At 41.5% G+C, this 18173-nt stretch carries 18 protein-coding genes, 6 tRNA genes and 1 rRNA gene (1 of these 25 only partly in view); 7 read left to right on the top strand and 18 right to left on the bottom strand.

The genetic code is table 11. From position 1 onward, the window contains the following. Positions 1-29: 29 nt before the first annotated feature. The 4 genes from gap to rpoN form a co-directional block, all read right to left on the bottom strand. Entirely contained in the window at positions 30-1034 is a 1005-nt protein-coding gene (gene gap / locus BRLA_RS20760) for a type I glyceraldehyde-3-phosphate dehydrogenase (RefSeq protein ID WP_003334392.1), read from the bottom strand. Positions 1035-1362: 328 nt separating this feature from the next. Then, positions 1363-2406 (bottom strand): sugar-binding transcriptional regulator, encoded by a 1044-nt coding sequence (locus BRLA_RS20765; RefSeq protein ID WP_003334390.1) that lies wholly within the window; start codon positions 2404-2406, stop codon positions 1363-1365. 154 nt (positions 2407-2560) lie between these two features. Continuing rightward, a complete protein-coding gene (locus BRLA_RS20770) occupies positions 2561-2860 on the bottom strand; it encodes a glutaredoxin family protein (RefSeq protein ID WP_003334389.1) in 300 nt (99 codons plus the stop codon). A gap of 50 nt (positions 2861-2910) precedes the next feature. After that, positions 2911-4296 (bottom strand): RNA polymerase factor sigma-54, encoded by a 1386-nt coding sequence (rpoN, locus tag BRLA_RS20775; RefSeq protein WP_003334388.1) that lies wholly within the window; start codon positions 4294-4296, stop codon positions 2911-2913. Positions 4297-4559: 263 nt separating this feature from the next. Here rpoN and BRLA_RS20780 point away from each other — a divergent pair. Together BRLA_RS20780 and BRLA_RS20785 are read left to right on the top strand one after the other, a co-directional pair. Continuing rightward, positions 4560-4634 (top strand) — tRNA-Arg (locus tag BRLA_RS20780). 589 nt (positions 4635-5223) lie between these two features. Continuing rightward, positions 5224-5739, top strand: a complete 516-nt coding sequence (locus tag BRLA_RS20785; protein ID WP_003334385.1) for a stalk domain-containing protein — start codon at positions 5224-5226, stop codon at positions 5737-5739. 92 nt (positions 5740-5831) lie between these two features. Here the strand turns inward: BRLA_RS20785 and ytzI are convergent, their stop codons facing one another. Continuing rightward, complete coding sequence (gene ytzI / locus BRLA_RS25080; protein WP_241494848.1) at positions 5832-5939, bottom strand: YtzI protein; 108 nt, start codon at positions 5937-5939, stop codon at positions 5832-5834. Between the two features lie 252 nt (positions 5940-6191). Here ytzI and BRLA_RS20790 point away from each other — a divergent pair, with 252 nt between their 5' ends. From BRLA_RS20790 to clpP, 5 genes are all read left to right on the top strand, one after another. Then, positions 6192-6452, top strand: coding sequence for a hypothetical protein (locus tag BRLA_RS20790; protein ID WP_003334382.1), 261 nt, complete (start codon positions 6192-6194; stop codon positions 6450-6452). Between the two features lie 52 nt (positions 6453-6504). Continuing rightward, positions 6505-7122, top strand: a complete 618-nt coding sequence (locus BRLA_RS20795; RefSeq protein ID WP_003334380.1) for an RNA polymerase sigma factor — start codon at positions 6505-6507, stop codon at positions 7120-7122. After that, entirely contained in the window at positions 7106-7660 is a 555-nt protein-coding gene (locus BRLA_RS20800) for an anti-sigma factor family protein (RefSeq protein ID WP_003334379.1), read from the top strand. The genes BRLA_RS20795 and BRLA_RS20800 overlap by 17 nt, the downstream gene beginning before the upstream one ends. Further along, positions 7660-8787 carry a polymer-forming cytoskeletal protein gene (locus BRLA_RS20805; protein WP_003334378.1) on the top strand — a complete coding sequence of 376 codons (1128 nt, stop codon included), beginning with the start codon at positions 7660-7662 and terminating at the stop codon, positions 8785-8787. Before BRLA_RS20800 ends, BRLA_RS20805 begins: the two co-directional genes overlap by 1 nt. Positions 8788-8917: 130 nt before the next feature. Next, positions 8918-9499 carry an ATP-dependent Clp endopeptidase proteolytic subunit ClpP gene (clpP, locus tag BRLA_RS20810; RefSeq protein WP_003341195.1) on the top strand — a complete coding sequence of 194 codons (582 nt, stop codon included), beginning with the start codon at positions 8918-8920 and terminating at the stop codon, positions 9497-9499. An 82-nt stretch (positions 9500-9581) separates the two neighbouring features. Here the strand turns inward: clpP and BRLA_RS20815 are convergent, their stop codons facing one another. The 13 genes from BRLA_RS20815 to BRLA_RS20875 all read right to left on the bottom strand — a co-directional run. Next, entirely contained in the window at positions 9582-9782 is a 201-nt protein-coding gene (locus tag BRLA_RS20815) for a hypothetical protein (RefSeq protein WP_003334376.1), read from the bottom strand. A 102-nt stretch (positions 9783-9884) separates the two neighbouring features. Then, a complete protein-coding gene (locus tag BRLA_RS20820) occupies positions 9885-10142 on the bottom strand; it encodes an HPr family phosphocarrier protein (RefSeq protein ID WP_003334375.1) in 258 nt (85 codons plus the stop codon). A gap of 50 nt (positions 10143-10192) precedes the next feature. Next, on the bottom strand, positions 10193-11140 hold the full coding sequence (whiA, locus tag BRLA_RS20825; protein ID WP_003334373.1) for a DNA-binding protein WhiA: 948 nt from the start codon (positions 11138-11140) through the stop codon (positions 10193-10195). 6 nt (positions 11141-11146) lie between these two features. Beyond that, a complete protein-coding gene (locus tag BRLA_RS20830; protein WP_003334372.1) occupies positions 11147-12139 on the bottom strand; it encodes a gluconeogenesis factor YvcK family protein in 993 nt (330 codons plus the stop codon). A 93-nt stretch (positions 12140-12232) separates the two neighbouring features. After that, entirely contained in the window at positions 12233-13147 is a 915-nt protein-coding gene (gene rapZ / locus BRLA_RS20835) for an RNase adapter RapZ (protein WP_003334371.1), read from the bottom strand. Between the two features lie 192 nt (positions 13148-13339). Then, positions 13340-14299, bottom strand: a complete 960-nt coding sequence (gene trxB / locus BRLA_RS20840; RefSeq protein ID WP_003334370.1) for a thioredoxin-disulfide reductase — start codon at positions 14297-14299, stop codon at positions 13340-13342. 121 nt (positions 14300-14420) lie between these two features. Continuing rightward, positions 14421-16154 carry a HEAT repeat domain-containing protein gene (locus BRLA_RS20845; RefSeq protein WP_003334369.1) on the bottom strand — a complete coding sequence of 578 codons (1734 nt, stop codon included), beginning with the start codon at positions 16152-16154 and terminating at the stop codon, positions 14421-14423. A 255-nt stretch (positions 16155-16409) separates the two neighbouring features. After that, a tRNA-Gly gene (locus BRLA_RS20850) sits at positions 16410-16485 on the bottom strand. Positions 16486-16492: 7 nt separating this feature from the next. Beyond that, a tRNA-Leu gene (locus tag BRLA_RS20855) sits at positions 16493-16575 on the bottom strand. A gap of 7 nt (positions 16576-16582) precedes the next feature. After that, a tRNA-Lys gene (locus BRLA_RS20860) sits at positions 16583-16658 on the bottom strand. Between the two features lie 9 nt (positions 16659-16667). After that, positions 16668-16743 (bottom strand) — tRNA-Phe (locus BRLA_RS20865). 22 nt (positions 16744-16765) lie between these two features. Next, positions 16766-16842: transfer RNA gene (locus BRLA_RS20870), tRNA-Asp, on the bottom strand. 55 nt (positions 16843-16897) lie between these two features. Further along, positions 16898-18173, bottom strand: a 23S ribosomal RNA gene (locus tag BRLA_RS20875); it runs 1654 nt beyond the window's last position.

Here is an 18173-nt window from a genome sequence, read left to right on the forward strand (position 1 = left end):
TTTTCACATTACATGAAAGTTTGTATGGCTTACAGACCTTTTTCAGCAATGTATTTGCAAAGATCTACTACACGGTTGGAGTAACCAGACTCGTTATCATACCAAGAAACTACTTTAACCATGTTGCCTTCCATTACCATTGTAGATAGAGCATCAATGGAAGAAGAATCAGGGTTACCATTATAGTCGCAAGAAACTAGTGGCTCTTCAGAGTATCCCATGATACCTTTCAATGCGCCTTCGGAAGCTTCTTTAAGAGCTGCGTTTACTTCTTCAACTGTTGTAGAAGTTTTTGTTTCAACAACTAGGTCAACTACAGACACGTTTGGAGTTGGTACACGCATTGCAAAACCGTTTAGTTTACCTTTCAACTCAGGCAATACCAAAGATACGGCTTTCGCTGCACCAGTAGAAGTTGGGATGATGTTCTCAGCCGCTGCACGAGCACGACGAAGGTCTTTGTGTGGCAGGTCAAGAATTTGTTGGTCATTTGTGTAAGAGTGAACAGTAGTCATCAGACCTTTTACGATTCCGAATTTGTCGTTCAATACTTTTGCAAATGGTGCCAAGCAGTTTGTTGTGCAAGAAGCGTTAGAGATTACAGTGTGAGCTGTTGGATCATATTGTTCGTGGTTAACACCCATAACGATTGTGATATCTTCGTTTGTAGCAGGTGCGGAGATAACTACTTTCTTAGCTCCACCCTCAAGGTGTTTCGCAGCATCTTCACGTTTTGTGAAACGACCAGTAGACTCAACTACGATTTCAACACCTAGCTCGCCCCAAGGCAATTTAGCAGGTTCACGCTCAGCTAGAACTTTTACTTCTTTGCCATTAACAATTAGGCTGTTTCCTTTTACTTCAACAGTAGCATTCAATTTGCCATGTACAGTGTCATATTTCAAAAGATGCGCTAATGTTACTGCATCTGTCAAGTCATTTACTGCAACAATTTCAACTGCTGGGTTGTTTAGAGCTGCACGGAATACGTTACGTCCAATTCGTCCAAAACCGTTAATTCCTACTTTTACCATGTAGATAACCTCCTAAGTTCCACTCTTAGAATAATTTTTTAGAGAATCTATATCGAACCAGTTCATAGCTTACTATGACCAGACGATTACAAAACCATGTTACGAATAAAAAGCCTTTGTTTTTAGTATGTCAAACTTTATCCAACCAATTCCATGTCTACAAATCTTTTTACCCTAGTCCTTTACTTGTCAAACGTGTGATCTGTTTATAACTCTCCACACAATTACGTTTGCAAGGCAGGCTTCACTAGAGCTGATACAAATCAAATTCCAATGATTAGTGTATCCACACACAATTACAAAACATACCAAGGCTGCAACTGTTATTTTAGATTGTAGCAGAGGATTGACGATGCTCTTCCAAAATGGCTCGAGCCGCACCTTCATCGGTAATTAAAACAGTTTGGCATGCTTGTTTGGCAAAGGCCATGATTGCTTTTGCTTTGCTACTGCCTCCACCTAAGGATAAAACTACATCAGCTCGCTTCACGTCTTCTAGGGACAAGCCAATGGTCGGCATTTTATAGATAGTTTCTCCTGCCGCATTAAAGTAATATCCAAATGCTTCACCAACAGCCCCAAGCTCTCGTAGTACTTCAAGCTCTTCTTCTGTGTACTTACGTCGCATAGCCATGGCCATTCCATCACCAATTCCATGTATAACCACCCTAGTTTTGTGAAGCAGTTGCATAACCTCGGCAATCTGTGCTTCTCCCAATAAGGATTGAACTACATCAGGGCTTAAACGATCAGGCACATGCAATAGATGATAGGTTCCACCTGACTTTGCAGCAAGAGAAGAAGCAATCGTATTAGCCTGCATTTCTACCTTTTCCCCAAGTCCACCACGCGCTGGCACAAATTGTACATCACGAAAATGCGAGGAAGGAGTAACATGCTCAGCTACCGATACAATCGTGGACCCACCTGTAACAGCAACCACGTCACCTTCTTGAACTACTTGTTTTAATATCCGGGCTCCTACTCGTCCCAATTCCTTTTTACCCCATTCCGATACGTCCACGTCACCAGCAACCACAATTACTTTAGGAATATGTAAGATGTGTTGTAATTGTAGAGCAAGGTCGTTAAAGCCGAACAGTTCATCTGCCATAGAATCCATCTCTTTTAAAAGCTGGATTCCCTCTTCCGTACAGCTCATACCAATCGGGCTGACGTGAATTAAGCCCATATCTTTGAGGAGCTCTACTTCGGACCTGAGGATGCGCTCAGTCGTTTGTAAATTCTGTGCTAACGCCCTGCGACCGACAGGCTGCAAATGACGAATCGACTGCATAAGATCGTATCGTTTACGCAATACTTGTACGAGGTCGGGAACAAGCTTGTTTTGGATATTTAATAAAGTACGCATTCCACACTCATCCTTTTCCAGTCTCAACGGGACTTCAAACGTCCCACATCATACAAATTATGTCCCGCAGCTTTCAAAAAAATAAGCAGAATGCTTACTCTTAATGTAGCATACACTCTGCTAGCTGACAAGAAGCCAAAAGAGAAATCTTAATTTATTCACATTTACCCATTTTTTCTTGCAAATATAGGCGTAATTCCTCCTCGGTAACAACCGAGTCTACAGATACAAAGGCTTCTAGCCCGTTAATTTCAACTACGGGAATCGTAAACATGTACTTTTCCTCTAATCGCATATCTAGAGTAATGTCGACAACTTTATACGTGATCGGAAATTCCTCAGCTAATCGTCTGATATGCTCCTCAACATCATCACACAAGTGACAGCCGGGCCTACCATATAAAATCATTTCAATATGATCTGATTGTAATCGTTTGCTTTCTTCGCTAGCCATGGTAACGGGTTGGCTCCTTTATCTTCTCTTATTTTACATTCTTTTTATCATTACAAAAAGCGTTTTCGTTTAGCAGACGATGAGATCAGCATTTCCTCTCGATACTTAGCCACGGTACGCCGGGAGATTTCAATTCCTTCTTTCTCCAGCAATTCCGCTAGCTTTTGATCCGAATATGGTTTATTCCGATCTTCTTTGTCAATGAAAGCTTTAATTCGTTTCTTCACGCTTTCTGAAGATGCCGCTTCTCCACTTGCTGTGGACAGGGCCGAAGTAAAGAAGTACTTTAATTCGAAAACACCGCGGGGAGTTTGTACATATTTATTACTGGTAGCACGACTGATTGTAGATTCATGCAATTGAACTCGCTCTGCAATATCTTTTTGCGTCATCGGTTTTAAATAATGAATCCCTTTCTCAAAAAAGTCATTCTGCAAGTCAACAATCGCCTGTGTTACACGCAACAGGGTCATTCTTCTTTGCTCTAGACTTTTTGCAAGCCACACCGCTGCATTTAGTTTTTCATGAACAAATTGCCGAGCCTCATCCTTCTCGGTTTTCTCTTTTAGCATTCGTTCATAAAAGGGATTGATAGACAATCGCGGTAACGAAGAATCGTTGACAATGACAATATACTCTCCCATTACCTTTTCAACTGTAACATCAGGCACAATGTAGCGTATATCTGCGCTGCTATAAGCCACTCCGGGTCTCGGATTCAGCGTACGAACCAAATCAGCAATCCGTTGTACATCCCCTACGCTTATATGAAGCTGTTCAGCAATTTTTCCAAAACGATTATTTGCCAGATCAACTAGATGGTGCTTAATGACTTCTACGATATGTTCGTCATCCTGTCCCTCATGCTCTAGTTGTAACAGCAAGCATTCTTCTAGCGAACGCGCAGCTACACCAGCCGGGTCTAAATGTTGAATCACTCGAAGAACATCCTCTACCTCCTCCAAATCAACTCCTAACCGCTCCTTAATGTCAGTGACAGGCACTTCTAGATAACCTCGCTCATCGAGATTTCCTATAATATATTGGGCAATCTGACGTTGTACTGGCGTCAATCTTTTTACATAACCGAGTTGTTCTTCTAAATGAGAAAATAAGGTGGTTCGTGTATCACTCACATAATCTAGAGGATTGTAGGCGCTTTCATCTCTGTTGACTGAAAAATCATTATGCCCCGGATTATTCAATAATTCCTTCCAATCAAAATCCAAGCTCTTTTCCCGTTTATCTACAGGCAACGGTTCTTGGGCAACCGCAATTTCCTGAAGATCAATCACTGGATTTTCGATCGCTTGTTCCTGCAAATAATTCATCAGATCAATGGCCGAAAACTGCAATATCGTAATAGCTTGACGCAATTCAGGCGTCATCACTAACTTTAACGTCTGTTCTTGATACAAACCTAAGCCCATATTCATATTGCATTCCTCCTCCCGTCAGAAACCATCAAGCTGTCGATAGCTCCAACAACTTCTTTCCACCCTTCCTTACTCTCTTCCTTTATTATAGCGTTCATGCAATTTTCCTGCCAAGACGTATCTTGTATTGGCACACTTATCATACAGTATATCAAGATTGGCTCGGCAAAGACTCTTTTTTGTTGCTCTTTTTAATCATACAGTAAAAAAGTTGTCCTATGCTCCATTTTCGTATATAATAAACTTTGTTGTCTGAAACATATGCGCCCGTAGCTCAGTGGATAGAGCAGCGGTCTCCGGAACCGCGTGCGTAGGTTCGATTCCTATCGGGCGTACCATATTAATTAAACCTCGAAGCCTCCGTTTATTACGGAGGTTTTTATGTGTGTAAAAATGAAGCTGCATCTAATTTTAGCTGATTCTTCAAAAATGATATCCATTACATAATTCCTTTGCTATAATATTATCAGATTATTCCAAAAGTTGGTGATATTTATGCGGAAGGTACTATTTTGTGTAGGGTGGTTAACAATGTCATGGATGTTTCTTTATGTAGTAATGCTTCTGCGATAAACACTAACCTTGTCCAAGCAACAAATGCCTTTAGATTACTAGGTATTTCTGAAAGCGCAATCATCTTGTAAAGCTAATTACTACTAAGCATGGTTCTTTCTACTCAGTTTTGCTTTCTTTATCAGCTTTCTTGGACCTCTGTAGTGCTTGAGAATGAGATGACACTCCAGTAATCCTATGATGAAATGAAATATCTCACATGATACGAGGTTTTACAGGGCGAAATACTAAATTTCTACCTATTATTTATGATCGTTAGATACAATTTCCTATTACCCACGACTTTTGCAGATTTTGTCATCATTTGTCATACTGTGATTAACAAAAATAAAGATAAGTGGGGCTTATTTACGTATGGGTAAGTTAAATGTAAAATCGTTAGCAATTGGCATTGGAATCGGGGCTCTATTATCCTCCTCTATCGCCTATGCCGCTTCAGAAATGGCTGTCAAACCAGATATGGAAAAGCCTATTACTTTTTACTTCGATGGTGTACCTAAATCACCACCTGTTCAAACACAAGGATTTCTATACAAAAATACAGCATATGTCCCTGTTCGTTTTGCAGCAGAAAACCTTGGCAAACCGATCGTATACGATGGGAAATCGCTCTCTGTCTACATCGGTAAACTCCCGACAAGCAAAACCTATTCTAAGTATCAAGCTGTAGAATTGGTACGCCAGAAATATGGGAAAGAGGTACCGGAGAATTTCACGATTGCCTATGATCACGATGATGAACGTGGAAATTATGTGATCCAGATTTATCAAGAGGTGGTAAATAACTTCCAGAGCGGAGATTCTTATATTAACACCTACGGCTGGTATATCGTAAACCCTAATACCGGTGATATTAAGTCTTTGTTTTAACGTAATAGCAATTATTATGTGATCTTTTCTATCTAACAAAATTTCTTGTCTTATAAAAGGAAAACACACCTGCATGCGGTGTGTTTTTTCTTTTACTCATCTATATCGTCTATTTTGTTTTTGTAAGAATATCCTTTATTTATTGCCCAAATCGAACATCCAACTATGATACCGACAATGACAACAACAGCAATAATCATGGAACTCAATTTCCATCACCCCCGTTTGTTTGGTGTACAGTCCCCCTTACATTGTACAGAACATTCAAAAACAAACCAAGGGAGTAAAGCTTCCTCTGCACAATGCATAATTATTTACGTATAATAACCCGTCTGCCTCCGTATGATCTAGTGCTGTTGTTACATAATAACCATAAAACAATTCCACGAACAAATGTTTTGTGCACAACCTGTTGATAACTTTGTGGATAAATACTAGGGAGGCCTATCAATATGGAAGAACAATTATTTCTCATTTATCAGGAATCAAATGAAGATGAATGCCTTCTAACAATCCAGCCCTATTTAACTTCAGAGGAATTAGCGGAGGCAATTAGTCGCTTAGAACATCGAGACATTACAGACTACACCATTATTAAAGGAAAAAAAATGAAGGCAAAAATGAGGGTCATGATTGACCTAACAGAAGATACTGGAAAAGATTTGAAGGAAGAAGACCCCCATAAGTCGAATGAAGAAGAGGATTTAGAGTAACGAAATTTTTAAGATGAAACTTACGTACTAGTACTAGAAAGGAGGACCGAATGTGGAAGAGCAATCACGCGAAGATCTTTATGCGCTAAATCGAAAAGCCCTAGAATATATACTGAAATTTTTAAAAGGGGATGCTGATTCTTTTCCTCTACTTGTTGAGCTTTTTGATCAGCGCGTGCAGCGCATCGTCCTCAAAATGGTCTATTCCTATCATGATTCCCAGGACGTATGCAATGATATTTGGCTAAAAGTAGCCCAAAACCTAAATAAATTTGATCAATCCTACCCTTTCCATTCTTGGCTATACCGCTTATCCTCAAATACCTGCATCGATTTCCTTAGAAAAAAGAAGGAAATTACCATGAAGGACGACCAATTGTATCACCAAGTAAATAAACAACAAAAATCCGTTGAAACACCGGAAACCTTATTTATGAAAAAGGAATTTTACTCCCATATTCAAGAACTGTTATATCACTTGGAGGAAGTAGATCGATTAATTGTTACTCTTCGTTTTGTGGATGAGCTAAGCTATGAAGAAATTGGCGCCATTGTAGGAATGAGCAAAAATACGGTTGGTACCCGTCTATTCCGTTCCCGGAAATTTTTAAAAGAGTTGCTGAGCCATAAATCAATAGAAAGGAGTGTATACAATGCAACATCCGGATGAGTTTACTTTCATGATGTATGCAGACGGTGAATTAATCCAAGAGGAACATCAACAAGTGGCCAGCCATTTGCAAAGCTGCTCCGAGTGTCAAAAACTATACGCTACTTTTCTTGAAGAGCAGGCAGAGCTTGTAAAAGCCATTCATTTAACAACACCAACGCTTCCACCTATCCACTTGGAAAAAAACGTTTGCGATCAAATTAATGAAATTGCAACCTTTAATCAAAACCGTCACCACCTATTTGTTCATCGTCTACGCTTTGTTTTTGGAGCATCCCTTGGTTTCTTTCTTGTCATGCTCTTAGCTGGAATCAACTGGCTAAATGACTGGAATAGTGCAATTAATTCTTTATTTCAGTGGCAATCGATCTGGAGCTCTATGTTCTGGTTAAAAGAAAAAGCAACAATGATTTTACTGATGTTTAAGAATTTTTACCTCATTGGCTTTATCTCTTCTATTTTGTTTGTTCTAGCCATCCTATTATATTCTATTCGCCTGTCCAGCAAAATGAACGCGAATAACTGGAGAACTAGATAATGAGTAAGAGAATATTCTTCCTCTCTTTCTTGCTTGTTTTTTGTTTTATCTTGGCTAGTTCTGCTTATGCTATCAATTTCCATAATGGAGAGCTATATCAAGTAAAGTCTAATGAGGTACATCACGGGGATGTTATAACAAACGCCAGTAAAGTAGTGATTGATGGAACAATAGATGGGGACTTATATGCTTTTGCAGAAACGATCGATATAAAAGGGACTGTCACAGGAGATGTAATCTCATTTGCTTATCTTACAAACGTATCAGGGACAGTAGGCGGTAACATACGCTCCTATTCTCAAGCACTCACTGTCTCAGGTACTGTCCAGAAGAACATATCGGCCGGTGCTGATGAGCTTCGTGTCAATCAATCTGGGAACGTGAACGGCAGTATTTTAGGTTTTGTCAATGAAATGAACATAGAAGGACGTGTTGGGAAAGAGACAAATGGGTTCTACACTCAAGCCACGATTTCAGGTTTATTAGGGGAAGGTACATCCCTATTCCAAGTAGAATCTCTTCATCTTAAGCCTACAGCTACAATTCAAGGTGATCTAATTTATACATCATTTGAGCCTGCTCAAATTGATGCTGGAGCTAATATCAAGGGACAGCACAAGCATACTAATATTGAACCTAGACCTTCCTACGGCTCCTTTATGTTAATGATGTCTGTCTCTTCATGCTTAAGTACATTGATCTTTTGGCTACTTATCCGTTATTTCTTTGCTGGTTCTCTATACAATGTGAGCCAACACTTGCACACTCGCTATCCTTTTAAACAATTTGGGGTCGGCTTGCTTATTTTTATCATGGCTCCATTGCTTAGTATTGTGATGTTACTTACTGTTGTTGGTATTCCTGTAGGTTTCATTATTGCAATCGCCTACACCCTGCTCCTTATTTTAGGGAAAGTGTATGTTGGCACTTGGTTGGGACAAAGGTTAATAAGCTTTTTTCAGTGGAAAATCTCACCTTTATTTGCTGAATTTATTGGTGTATTCCTATTAGTACTTATCATCCAAATCCCTTTATTAGGTTTTTTACTCGGAATGTTGGTCAATATATATTTCTTCGGCGCGATTACAAGCTGTGTGCGTGCCAGTAACAAAAGAACCGCTCTGTAATTTTTTAGACAAGGTTTAAAATATACATTTTTTGGGTTAAATAATGGAGTAGAGTTCTGATTTTGTTTGACCTTTATTGACCAATTGTGTATGATTATTGTAAGAAAAGGGAGGAGGAACGTGAATGAATATGAATCTAATTCCAACTGTAATTGAACAAACAAATCGTGGAGAACGCGCTTACGATATCTATTCCCGTTTATTAAAAGATCGTATTATCTTTTTGGGAACACCTATTAATGATCAGGTAGCTAATAGTGTTGTAGCTCAGCTCTTATTCCTACAGGCAGAAGATCCTGACAAAGACATCAGCATCTACATAAACAGCCCTGGTGGATCAATTACAGCCGGTATGGCTATCTATGACACGATGCAATATATTAAACCAGATGTATCAACGATCTGTGTTGGATTAGCTGCATCTATGGGATCGTTCCTGCTTTGTGCCGGAGCAAAAGGAAAGCGTTATGCTTTGCCTAATAGCGAAATCATGATTCACCAACCTCTAGGTGGCGCTCAAGGTCAAGCGAGTGACATTGAAATTGCCGCAAAACGTATCATTAAAATGCGTGAACATCTAAACGGCATCTATGCTGAACGTACGGGTCAACCATACGAACGGATTGCTAAAGATACAGATCGCGACAACTTCCTGTCCGCTCAAGCTGCAAAGGAATACGGCTTGATCGACGAGGTTATCACTAGAAAATAAGGTAAGATACACATAAAGAGGGCGACCCTAGGTTGCCCTCTTTTACATATTCGTTACCATTTATCAATAGGGAATAAAGAAATTACAGTTCGTTGCCGCGTAATTCTTTATTTGTTGTATACTCTCCATCCATGGAATCAACGGTAGTCTCTTCAATCAAGCCGTTATATGCAGCCACCGTACCGCCTCCCAGCCCTTCATTGACCATACGATCTATATCCATAAAGTTCTTATCTCTGCCTTCTAGACAGCAATCTGGCAATCCCTTAGCTTTATTGGACATACGCTTCCCTCCTGGCTCAGATATTCCTAATTAGGATTTCACCATAAGCAGCAGGACATACAAGCAAAAACCAGCAATATCTGCTGGTTTAGCGTTTACATTTTATTCGTCTTTATTAATGAGACCAGCCAGTGTATCGACCGCCATTTGGGCATCATCCCCACTAGCCAAGATGGTAATCTCTGTTCCCGAGCTGATCGCCAAACTCATAATTCCCATAATGCTTTTGGCATTCACCTTTTTATTGTCTTTTTCTACGTAAATTTCAGAACGGTATCGATTTGCTTCTTGAACAAAGAATGCCGCTGGGCGGGCTTGTAACCCTGTTTTAAGTTTAACCATAACCCGTTGCTGTACCATCTTGGACCTCCCCGCTTGGAATTTTCCTTTATTTCTATTATAACATGTCCCTACGTAGAAAGACTCAGTTTTTCTCGCAGGTTATCTGCAATCTCATTTATTTTACGCAAGCGATGGTTAATTCCAGACTTACTCACGACTCCACTCGGAATCATCTCGCCTAATTCCTTCAAATTAATGTCAGGGTTTTGTAAGCGAAGTTCTGCTACCTCTCGTAAGCGAATAGGTAAATTCTCAAGACCGATTTCTTTTTCGATCAGTTGAATATTCTCCATTTGTTTCGTAGCGGCATTTACCGTCTTGTTGATATTGGCAATCTCACAGTTATGCAAACGATTAACTGAATTCCGCATGTCCTTCACAATACGCACGTCTTCAAAATACAACAAGGCCTGATGTGCACCAATTACACTTAAAAAGTCGGTTATTTTTTCGCCTTCCTTTATGTACATAACAAAACCTTTTTTGCGTTCAATACATTTGGCATTCAATTCATAGCGATTCGCTAAAACAGTCAACGCTTCACAAAAATCCTGGTATGCCGAAAAAATTTCTAAATGGTAGCTAGAAGCCTCTGGATGGTTTACAGAACCTCCTGCAAGGAATGCACCTCGAAGAAACGCGCGCACGCAACATTCATTCGCCACGAGATCAGGTGAAATGCCAGGATAAAACGTTAAATTCTTATCCATAATCCGTAAATCTTCTAGGATCTCATAAGCCCGAAGTGGTATTCGCACAATATACACGTTGTTTTTTTTCAGACGCATTTTTTTACGTACTAATAATTCGGCATGAATCTGAAAAATTTGCTTAACCAACGTATAAATTCTTCGTGCAATCGCCGCATTCTCTGTAGAGATATCCAATATAAATTTTCCTGTTCCTAATTGAATGGTTCCATTCATGCGAATCAGTGCAGCAAGTTCTGCTCGATTACAGCAAGTCGAAGCTTCAATCATTGTTAACTCTTTTTTCGTATGTGCGGCGAATGACATGTCACATCACTTCCTTTCTTGTTGCGATATAATCTGGCGAAGGATAGCCACGATCTCCTGACTTACTCGTTTCGCATCATGTCGCAAGTATAATTCCCCATAGGTAATCATAGGTTCAGCTACAATCGTCACGCCTAGCTCCTTCAGCTTATCCATATCACATAAGACTGGATACGCGCCCTTTTCCGCGTATTTAGCCAAATAATCCTCAGGTACCTGTTCAGTGTTTACTACAATCGTATCTAAAAATTCAACCCCAACATGATCATATAATGCTTTAACATGATCATAAGCTGTAAAATTATCAGTTTCACCCGGTTGAGTCATTACATTACAAATATATACTTTTGGTGCCGTTGATTCCAATATTGTCTCAAAAACACCGTTAACTAATAAATTAGGCAGGATACTTGTATATAAGCTTCCTGGGCCTAAAATGATTGCATCTGCCTCTTTGATAGCATCTAAGGCTTCGATCAAAGGGCGAGCATCTACTGGGTCCAAAAAAACACGCTTGATTTTCTTTCCAGCCAACGGGATTTGCGACTCTCCTGAGACGATGGTTCCGTCTTCTAATTCGGCTTTTAACAGGATGGATTGTGTAGACGATGGCAACACATCCCCGCGTACCGCTAAAACCCTGCTGAGTGCCTTCACGGCCGTGACAAAGTCACCCGTGATATCATTCATCGCGGCAAGCAACAGATTTCCTAAATTATGGCCTGCCAAGCCTGTACCCGTGTTGAATCGATATTGCATGAGCTGCTTCATTAGTGGTTCTGCGTCAGCAAGTGCTGTTAACACGTTACGAATATCACCCGGAGGTAGCATATCCATCTCTTCACGAAGACGTCCCGAGCTACCTCCATCATCAGCAACTGTAACAACAGCCGTGATATGAACGGCCTCTTCCTTCAAACCGCGTAACAGGACAGACAAACCTGTCCCTCCCCCTACTACAACAACTTTCAACATTTCCTCTCTTTGTTGCATGTTCATGCCTCTCCCTAATGCCATAGGTCACCTCGATTCCCTTTGTTGAGAGTTCTTTGGTGCTAAAATCCCACTTATTCTTTATTTTATCATCTTATGTTATTTATTCTTTTCGATGTCACGATGTGTAACACGAACCTGATAATCTTTACGGAACGTTTCTCCAATGTGCTCTGCAATAGCCACAGACCGATGCTTTCCACCCGTGCATCCGATACCAACAACAAGCTGACTTTTGCCTTCGCGTTGATAATGAGGGATGGTAAAATTCAAGAAATCAATCAACCGAGTTAGGAATTCTTGCGTATCAGTCCACTTCATGACGTAATTAGCTACCTCGCTATCACAGCCTGTTTTTGGACGTAAATCATCTACATAATGCGGATTTGGTAAAAAACGCACATCAAAAACTAAATCTGCATCAATTGGAATTCCATATTTAAAACCAAATGACTGAACATTAAGGGTCCATTCAGAGCTTTGCTGAGAATACTGGTTTATGATTTTATCACGAAGCTGCATAGGCTTCATTTGACTTGTATCAATGATCTGATTGGCTCTTCCTTTTAAATCCTGAAGCAGTCTTCGCTCAGCCATAATCCCCTCTAAAGGCGTACCTGTCGGGGAAAGAGGATGCCGTCTTCTCGTTTCCTTATAGCGACGAACTAAATTCTGATCGTTCGCATCCAGGAATAGAATTTGAAAGTGAATTCCTTCTCTTTCTGATAATCCATCAATAGCATCAAAAAGACTGTCAAAGAATTCACGGCCACGTAAATCAATTACAAGAGCAACCCGTTCGATCCCGCGTCCCGATTGGATAATAAGCTCCGCAAATTTAGGAATAAGGATTGGTGGCAAATTATCTACACAGAAAAAACCTAGATCCTCTAGACTTTGCACAGCTGTGGTTTTCCCCGCTCCTGACATGCCTGTAATAATGAGTAAGTTTACCGCTTTCTGTTTACTATCTTCACCCATTTTCTCGCCTCCATCCTCCTCTAAGGATACCATATGACACAGCTCCCAGTAAGAGTTTCCTTATTATTCTTGCAAAAAGTTCCAAATATTTCCGCCAAAAAAAAGACGTGGTCTATCCGCAGACCACGTAAATCAAGGTTATATAGAAAAAGGGGGCAATTCACATTCATTAAAGTAACTGTCTTTATTGTACCCGCCTAATATTTCAGAAGTGTTACAAGCGTTTTACGATATTGTAACATCTTGTTCTTTTAGTCGCTCTTCTAGCTCTTCTACGTAGATTTGAGCGTTTTGTGCGGCAATGGAACCATCTCCAGTAGCCGTTACAACTTGACGCAGCAATTTATCACGTACGTCACCAGCAGCAAAGACTCCTTCTACCTTTGTACGCATTAATTCATCAGTTGGAATGTAGCCACTCTCATTCGTGACACCCAAATTCTTAACAGCTTCAGTCAATGGGTCCATTCCTACATAAATAAATACGCCATTTGTTGGGTACTCGGTTTGCTCACCGGTTTTCACGTTTTCCAATAAAACACCTGTTACTACATTATCACCGCGAATTTCTTTCACAACAGTGTCCCAGATAACATGGATTTTATCATTTTCGAAAGCTCGCTTCTGGATAATTTTTTGAGCACGGAATTCATCGCGGCGATGTACGATTGTTACTTTTGTTGCAAAACGAGTTAGGAAGATAGCCTCCTCAACAGCCGAGTCTCCTCCACCCACTACAACAAGCTCCTTGTTCCGGAAAAATGCTCCATCACAAACAGCACAATAAGAAACTCCTCGACCGGACAATTCCTTTTCACCCGGTGCACCCAGTAGACGATGCTCTGCTCCTGTAGCCACGATAATAGATTTAGCTTTGTATTCCTTATCTCCTACTACCACGGTTTTGTATGGATTACCATCACGGATTTCTTTGATGTCACCATATTGATATTCTGCTCCGAACTTCTGCGCATGCTCAAACATTTTATTAGACAAATCAGGTCCTAAAATGCTAGTGAACCCTGGAAAGTTCTCGATATCCTCCGTATTTGCCATTTGTCCACCTGGAATACCGCGCTCCAGCATTAAAGTAGACATATTCGCTCGAGATGTATAGACAGCTGCCGTCATTCCGGCTGGTCCCGCCCCTGCAATAATTACGTCGTAGATTTTTTGATCGCTCATAAAGTAACTCCTCCTTGGTGGGAATTAGCCTCTTTTCTATCATCAATATATAACCAATTTCTTAGTACATGGTAACGTTATAAGATAACAGATTATACTTATTATAAAATAAGAATTCTTTTTAATCAATATAAGACAAAGCCCGTAAACATTTTGTCAAAGTTGACTTCGAAACACCGTATTGTTCAGCAATGCTATTTTGCGAAATTTTATGAGTACCTTTCGATCTTTCATATAAATAATCTAACGCAGCCGCCCATGCTTCCAGCTTACGAACTTGAATTTGTTCTTTTTGACTAATGTAATACTTCCACTGGTGAATCATCCACTCACGCTTCTCATGATTGGCTGGCGAGGACAATTGCTCGGTAATAATAAACTCCACTTCATCCGTAATGGATTGTTTATCCGTCGATGTACTCAAATCTAAAGACGACTCTTCAGATTGGTCTCTTTGATGTAGTGTGGTGATATTTTCTTCTGACCATTCACTAGAAGCAGACGTGACCTCCTTCAGTGTAGGTCCCCCACTATTTTCAGGTTCCATTCTTGTTTGTAGCTCTTCAAGAGCTGCTAGCGCTATTTCTTTTAGTTCTTCATTATTTGTGATGTCTATATAATACTCTAATGTGGAAATTGCTTCGGAATCACCGATCATAGCTAAAGTGCGGATAACCGTCTCTTTGGATTCTTCTTTACCATGTTGCAAAGCCCATAGCATAGAAGCCCTTACCATTGGATTATATTTAAAATCCTGTGCGGTAATAGGAGCTTGGTTCATTTCTATTTCTCTTTGCGGATGATGATAGTGATAAGGAATATTTTCCTTAGGCATTCCATGCAAGGCGCTTTTTGCTTTCTCTAGATAGTATTGGGCAATGCCTGCGTCAGGATCCATCTGTTGCACTTTTTTCCACCATTTCATTGCCAGATGGTAGCGTTCTGATAAATATGCCGAGGTAGCCGCATAGTGGTAGGTAGACACGTCATGTAGTACAGGCTGTCTCAAAATTTTTTGATAGAGCCTACAGGCATCATCATGCTGACCTAAAACCCCCATTGTTGTAGCCAGTTTGTACATATGGTCGTAATGAAAAGGCTGGATTTTTTTCAGACGAGTGATAATGGGAACTAGTTCAGCCCATTTATTGTGATGGGAAAGCAATACCGCCATATTGCAAATGGCATGCAGATTACCCGGATCTTTTTCCAAAGCTAGTTCAATTGTATCCATAGCCTTATTAAAATCACCAATATAATAATAAGCTAGAGCTAAGTTATTCCATGCGGGCATAAAATCAGGATACTCTTTAACTAAGCTGTTTAAACAATCAACAGCCTGCATAAATTTCCCTTCTTCTAGCTTTTTACGAGCCTTTTCATGCTGTATGACTACTGTCTCGTCTTCCTGTGGTTCAAGTGGATTGCGCGGCGGTAAATCAAGTTCAAAGTAAATATAATGGAGTAACTCTTGAGCTTCCTCCGCATAAATTCCATCAGCTTCACAAGTTAGATACTTAACAGCCATATCAGCGGCCATTTCAAAATCATCCATATTCGCGTAATTATTTGCTAGGAAAAAATAGACATCAACCAGGGACGAATCAATTTTTTCTATAATGGAATATAGGATGTCGTTTGAATCTTCAAATTTACCCATTTCTGCTAGCACACTAGCTTTATTGCAATAATGTACTGCATTTGCGGGTTCAATTTCTAACGCTCGTTCAAAGCATTGTAAGGCCTTAGCGAAATTATTTCGTTGAAGAGAACGCATTCCCCAGTTGGCAAAAAAATTGGCGTCCTGCTGAAAGCTAGTAATTACGCCACGTCTCTCTTGCTCATTTTTGTTCATAATTCCTCCTTGTTATCCAGGAGCTCAGAGTAGCTATTCATAATCTCAACATATCGTATCAAATCGTAGCCCGTGTCTCAACCTGGAAAACACTTAAAGCATCATTTTATTAGAATGTTTTATTCTATCAATCTCTATGTTTGATATCTAAAAAACCCAACGATTGCAGAGCCTGCTATCAGCGTAAATAGCCTTGTATACATCAACAAACACCACCTGCATAGCAAGTGGTGTCATACGGTTCAATTATAAAAATGGAGCGGACGACGGGTCTCGAACCCGCGACCTTCGCCTTGGCAAGGCGACGCTCTACCAATTGAGCTACGTCCGCGAATAAATGGTGCGGGTGGAGGGACTTGAACCCCCACGGTCGCCCGCCAGAACCTAAATCTGGTGCGTCTGCCAATTCCGCCACACCCGCGTGGCAATGGTGAGCCATGAAGGACTCGAACCTTCGACCCTCTGATTAAAAGTCAGATGCTCTACCAACTGAGCTAATGGCTCCCATTAAAATGGTGGCTCGGGACGGAATCGAACCGCCGACACGAGGATTTTCAGTCCTCTGCTCTACCGACTGAGCTACCGAGCCATATCAAGTTTTAGTAAAAACATGGCGGAGCTGACGGGACTCGAACCCGCGACCTCCGGTGTGACAGACCGGCGTGAACTCCAACTTCACCACAGCTCCATGTTTATAAATTTGTTCCCTGAAAACTAGATAATGAAGTCAGCATAAAGGCAATGTGGATAAGTCCTCGACCGATTAGTATTCGTCAGCTCCATGCATTACTGCACTTCCACACCGAACCTATCAACCTCATCGTCTATAAGGGGTCTTACTAGCTTGCGCTATGGGAAGTCTCATCTTGAAGGGGGCTTCACGCTTAGATGCTTTCAGCGCTTATCCCGTCCGCACATAGCTACCCAGCTGTGCCACTGGCGTGACAACTGGTGCACCAGAGGTGCGTCCATCCCGGTCCTCTCGTACTAAGGACAGCTCTCCTCAAACTTCCTACGCCCGCGACAGATAGGGACCGAACTGTCTCACGACGTTCTGAACCCAGCTCGCGTACCGCTTTAATGGGCGAACAGCCCAACCCTTGGGACCTACTTCAGCCCCAGGATGCGATGAGCCGACATCGAGGTGCCAAACCTCCCCGTCGATGTGGACTCTTGGGGGAGATAAGCCTGTTATCCCCAGGGTAGCTTTTATCCGTTGAGCGATGGCCCTTCCATGCGGAACCACCGGATCACTAAGCCCGACTTTCGTCCCTGCTCGACTTGTAGGTCTCGCAGTCAAGCTCCCTTGTGCCTTTACACTCTACGAATGATTTCCGACCATTCTGAGGGAACCTTTGGGCGCCTCCGTTACTCTTTAGGAGGCGACCGCCCCAGTCAAACTGCCCACCTGGCATGGTCCTTCCACCCGATAAGGGCGGCAAGTTAGAAACTCCGTACATCAAGGGTGGTATCCCAACGACAGCTCCACGAAGGCTGGCGCCCTCGCTTCACAGCTTCCCACCTATTCTGTACATGATGCACAAAGTTTCAATACCAGGCTACAGTAAAGCTCCATGGGGTCTTTCCGTCTTGTCGCGGGTAACCTGCATCTTCACAGGTATTATGATTTCACCGGGTCTCTTGCCGAGACAGCGCCCAAGTCGTTACGCCTTTCGTGCGGGTCGGAACTTACCCGACAAGGAATTTCGCTACCTTAGGACCGTTATAGTTACGGCCGCCGTTTACTGGGGCTTCGGTTCAAAGCTTCGCTTGCGCTAACCCATCCCCTTAACCTTCCAGCACCGGGCAGGCGTCAGCCCCTATACTTCGCCTTGCGGCTTCGCAGAGACCTGTGTTTTTGCTAAACAGTCGCTTGGGCCTTTTCACTGCGGCCTCCTCGGGCTATAAACCCTACCGAGGCGCCCCTTCTCCCGAAGTTACGGGGCCATTTTGCCGAGTTCCTTAGCAAGAGTTATCCCGCGCACCTTAGGATTCTCTCCTCGCCTACCTGTGTCGGTT

The organism is Brevibacillus laterosporus LMG 15441 (assembly GCF_000219535.2).
GTDB classification, from domain to species: Bacteria; Bacillota; Bacilli; order Brevibacillales; family Brevibacillaceae; genus Brevibacillus_B; species Brevibacillus_B halotolerans.

What these genes read in the sequence shown, in the direction of transcription:
- rpoN (WP_003334388.1), bottom strand. Translation starts at nt 4,296, where the DNA reads ATGAATATGGGCTTAGGTTTGTATCAAGAACAGACGTTAAAGTTAGTG.
- ytzI (WP_241494848.1), bottom strand. Translation starts at nt 5,939, where the DNA reads ATGATTATTGCTGTTGTTGTCATTGTCGGTATCATAGTTGGATGTTCG.
- BRLA_RS20785 (WP_003334385.1), top strand. Translation starts at nt 5,224, where the DNA reads ATGGGTAAGTTAAATGTAAAATCGTTAGCAATTGGCATTGGAATCGGG.
- rapZ (WP_003334371.1), bottom strand. Translation starts at nt 13,147, where the DNA reads ATGGTATCCTTAGAGGAGGATGGAGGCGAGAAAATGGGTGAAGATAGT.
- gap (WP_003334392.1), bottom strand. Translation starts at nt 1,034, where the DNA reads ATGGTAAAAGTAGGAATTAACGGTTTTGGACGAATTGGACGTAACGTA.
- BRLA_RS20790 (WP_003334382.1), top strand. Translation starts at nt 6,192, where the DNA reads ATGGAAGAACAATTATTTCTCATTTATCAGGAATCAAATGAAGATGAA.
- BRLA_RS20770 (WP_003334389.1), bottom strand. Translation starts at nt 2,860, where the DNA reads ATGGCTAGCGAAGAAAGCAAACGATTACAATCAGATCATATTGAAATG.
- BRLA_RS20845 (WP_003334369.1), bottom strand. Translation starts at nt 16,154, where the DNA reads ATGAACAAAAATGAGCAAGAGAGACGTGGCGTAATTACTAGCTTTCAG.
- BRLA_RS20815 (WP_003334376.1), bottom strand. Translation starts at nt 9,782, where the DNA reads ATGTCCAATAAAGCTAAGGGATTGCCAGATTGCTGTCTAGAAGGCAGA.
- BRLA_RS20820 (WP_003334375.1), bottom strand. Translation starts at nt 10,142, where the DNA reads ATGGTACAGCAACGGGTTATGGTTAAACTTAAAACAGGGTTACAAGCC.
- BRLA_RS20800 (WP_003334379.1), top strand. Translation starts at nt 7,106, where the DNA reads ATGCAACATCCGGATGAGTTTACTTTCATGATGTATGCAGACGGTGAA.
- whiA (WP_003334373.1), bottom strand. Translation starts at nt 11,140, where the DNA reads ATGTCATTCGCCGCACATACGAAAAAAGAGTTAACAATGATTGAAGCT.
- BRLA_RS20805 (WP_003334378.1), top strand. Translation starts at nt 7,660, where the DNA reads ATGAGTAAGAGAATATTCTTCCTCTCTTTCTTGCTTGTTTTTTGTTTT.
- BRLA_RS20765 (WP_003334390.1), bottom strand. Translation starts at nt 2,406, where the DNA reads ATGCGTACTTTATTAAATATCCAAAACAAGCTTGTTCCCGACCTCGTA.
- trxB (WP_003334370.1), bottom strand. Translation starts at nt 14,299, where the DNA reads ATGAGCGATCAAAAAATCTACGACGTAATTATTGCAGGGGCGGGACCA.
- clpP (WP_003341195.1), top strand. Translation starts at nt 8,918, where the DNA reads ATGAATCTAATTCCAACTGTAATTGAACAAACAAATCGTGGAGAACGC.
- BRLA_RS20830 (WP_003334372.1), bottom strand. Translation starts at nt 12,139, where the DNA reads ATGAACATGCAACAAAGAGAGGAAATGTTGAAAGTTGTTGTAGTAGGG.